This is a genomic window from Stenotrophomonas sp. 2YAF22, from assembly GCF_052114665.1.
Taxonomy (GTDB): domain Bacteria; phylum Pseudomonadota; class Gammaproteobacteria; order Xanthomonadales; family Xanthomonadaceae; genus Stenotrophomonas; species Stenotrophomonas indicatrix.
Window position 1 is genome coordinate 1 of record NZ_JBFRFE010000593.1, and the last position, 2,744, is coordinate 2,744.

A 2,744-nucleotide genomic window follows, 5' to 3' on the forward strand; every position below is an offset into this window, starting at 1 on the left:
GCGCATGGCCGTCGCGCGCGCTGACGACGTGCTCCACGACATGCGATACCGCCTCGGTGGCGCCCTGCAATGTGGGCAGCGCCTGCTCGCTGAGTGCGCGCAGTTCCAGCAGATCGTCCGGCAGCGGGTGCGCCGCCACCGCATCGACGAACGACTGCAGCGCAGGTTCAAGCGGCATGACCAGCCTCCTGCAGGAACGGCAGCAGCTGGGCGAGGAACGCCTGCGGTGCTTCTTCCATGATGAAGTGGCCACAGCCCGGAACAACGCTGCCGCGCAGGTCATCGGCATGCGGCTGCAGGGTCAGCATCGGGGCGTTGCCGGTGGCGTGCTCGGCACCGATGGCCAGCACCGGCATCGTCAACCGGCGTTGTGCGCGGAGCTGGTTCTGGCGGATCGTTTCCGGAATCGCGCGGTACCAGGCAAACCCTGCACGCAACGCGCCGGGGCGGCTGTAGGCGGCAATGTAGGTTTCGCTGGCCACCGCATCGCGCCGGTACGACCAGCGGTCGAACATGAAGTCCAGGTAGGCGCGTTCGCGACCGGTGATGAGTGCCTCGGGCAGATCGGCCACCTGGTTGAACATGAAGTGCCACAGGAAGATGTTGTCGGCCGGTGCGGCGAAAATGCCCGGCTCAGGTGCCAGCCCGGGAATCACCGCTTCGGTCACGGCCAGACGCTGTACCGCCTGCGGCTGGTCGCTGGCCAATGCATAGGCGATCCACATGCCGATGTCATGGCCGACCACCTGGTAGCGCTCGTGGCCCAGGGCCTGCATGGTCTGATGCAGTACCGCGGCGGCACTGCCGGTGTCGTAACCGTGCGCGGGACGATCGGATTCGCCGATGCCGGGCGGGTCGACCGCGATCGCCTCGAAGCCGGCCTCGGCCAACGCATGCAGCACGTGGCGCCAGGCGTACCAGGTCTGCGGCCAGCCGGGAATCAACAGCACCGGTTGACCGCTGCCGGCGGAGACGCAATGCACGCGCTGGCCGTCGATGCGCAGGTAGTGGTGGCGCAGGGTGTCGTCGCCGGGGGTACCAGCGGTGGGGAAATTGGTCATGGGGATGTTCCTGTGGGGGCTCAGGCGATGCCGAGCATGTGCTGCATCTGGGCGGCGCTGATCGGCGCGCCGGCGAAGTCGTCGAAGATCTTGTCGGTGACCGGGATGATGTGGTCGCGGATGAAGGCGGCACCTTCGCGCGCGCCGGCTTCCTGGTCCTTCAGGCAGCACTCCCATTCCAGCGTTGCCCAGCCGGCGTAGTCGTACTGCGCCAGCTTGGAGAAGATCGACTTGAAATCGACCTGGCCATCGCCCAGCGAGCGGAAGCGGCCCGCGCGTTCGGTCCAGTCGGCGTAGCCACCGTAAATGCCCTGGCGGCCATTGGGACGGAACTCCGCGTCCTTGACATGGAACATGCGGATCAACGGATGGTAGATGTCCAGGAACTGCAGGTAATCCAGCTGCTGCAGCACGAAGTGGCTGGGATCGAACAGGATGCGGCAGCGCTCGTGCTGGCCCACACGCTCGAAGAAGCGTTCGAAGCTGGTGCCATCGTGCAGGTCTTCGCTGGGATGGATTTCGTAGCAGAGGTTGATGCCGTTGTCCTCGCAGGTATCGAGGATCGGCCGCCAGCGGCGCGCCAGCTCATCGAATGCGGCATCGATCAGGCCCGGCGGACGCTGCGGGAAGGGGAACAGGTAGGGCCAGGCGAACGAGCCGGAGAAGGTGCCCATGTCCTGCAGGCCGAGCCGGCGCGAGGCGCGGGCGGCCAGATGCAGCTGCTGCTGTGCCCATTCGCTGCGTGCCTGCGGGTTGCCGCGAAGTGCTTCCGGTGCGAAGCCATCGCACAGTTCATCGTAGGCCGGATGCACCGCCACCAGCTGGCCCAGGATGTGGGTGGTCAGCTCGCTGACCTGCAGGCCATGCTCGGCCAGGGTGCCACGCAGGTCATCGCAGTAGTCCTGGCTGTCCGCGGCGGTGGCCAGGTCGAACAGGCGCGCGTCCCATGCCGGAATCTGCAGGGCCTTGAAGCCATGGCCGGCGGCCCAGGCGGCGATGCCGGACAGGCTGTCGAACGGCGCCTGGTCGCCAGCGAACTGCGCCAGATGCAGGCTGGGTCCTTTGAGGGTTTGCATGTGTTGCTCCAATTGTTTGTCGGTCGACAAAGAATAGGCGCGTGCATCGGGATGGTCAACACCCGCGTTACACTGCGCGCCTCAGAACGGCAGGCAGGCAGATGGCAGGGCGACCGCGCGAATTCGACAGGGACCAGGCATTGCGCAAGGCGATGCTGCTGTTCTGGCAGCACGGCTATGAGGGCACCTCGATGTCGGCCCTGGTCGAGGCGCTTGGCATTGCCTCGGCGCGCATCTACGCCGCGTTCGGCAGCAAGGAGCAGCTGTTCCGCGAAGCGGTGGCGCTGTACGAGGAAGGCGAGGGCGGCTTCGCGCCGCGCGCGCTGGAGCAGGCGTCACTGCGCGATGCGATCGGCAGCATGCTGCGGGATGCAGTGTTGACCTACACCCGTCGCGGTCGTCCGCATGGCTGCCTGGTGGTGTCCTCGGCCAGCAGCGTGTCACCGGATGGCGAGGGCGTACGCGACTGGCTGGCCAGCCACCGCCGCCAGCGCACGGCGGCGATCATCGCGCGGCTGCAGCAGGCGCAGGCGGCTGGCGAGCTGGCGGCCGATCTATCCGTGCAGGCGCTGGGTGATCATTTCGCCACGGTGCTGCATGGCATCTC

The 2,744-nt window shown here is 66.9% G+C and carries 3 protein-coding genes; 1 reads left to right on the forward strand and 2 read right to left on the reverse strand.

What is annotated here, in order from left to right; genetic code table 11:
- Window positions 1-167: 167 nt before the first annotated feature.
- Both AB4Y84_RS18635 and AB4Y84_RS18640 read right to left on the reverse strand, forming a co-directional pair.
- On the reverse strand, window positions 168-1,061 hold the full coding sequence (locus AB4Y84_RS18635) for an alpha/beta fold hydrolase (protein WP_442244063.1): 894 nt from the start codon (window positions 1,059-1,061) through the stop codon (window positions 168-170).
- 20 nt (window positions 1,062-1,081) lie between these two features.
- A complete protein-coding gene (locus AB4Y84_RS18640) occupies window positions 1,082-2,137 on the reverse strand; it encodes a sugar phosphate isomerase/epimerase family protein (RefSeq protein WP_134832855.1) in 1,056 nt (351 codons plus the stop codon).
- Between the two features lie 101 nt (window positions 2,138-2,238).
- Here AB4Y84_RS18640 and AB4Y84_RS18645 point away from each other — a divergent pair.
- Window positions 2,239-2,744, forward strand: a 506-nt coding sequence (locus AB4Y84_RS18645; protein WP_442250632.1) for a TetR/AcrR family transcriptional regulator, incomplete at its 3' end; no start/stop codon positions are given.

Bases quoted from the DNA above. Each gene is read 5' to 3' on its own strand.
- AB4Y84_RS18640 (WP_134832855.1), bottom strand. From the start codon at position 2,137: ATGCAAACCCTCAAAGGACCCAGCCTGCATCTGGCGCAGTTCGCTGGC.
- AB4Y84_RS18635 (WP_442244063.1), bottom strand. From the start codon at position 1,061: ATGACCAATTTCCCCACCGCTGGTACCCCCGGCGACGACACCCTGCGC.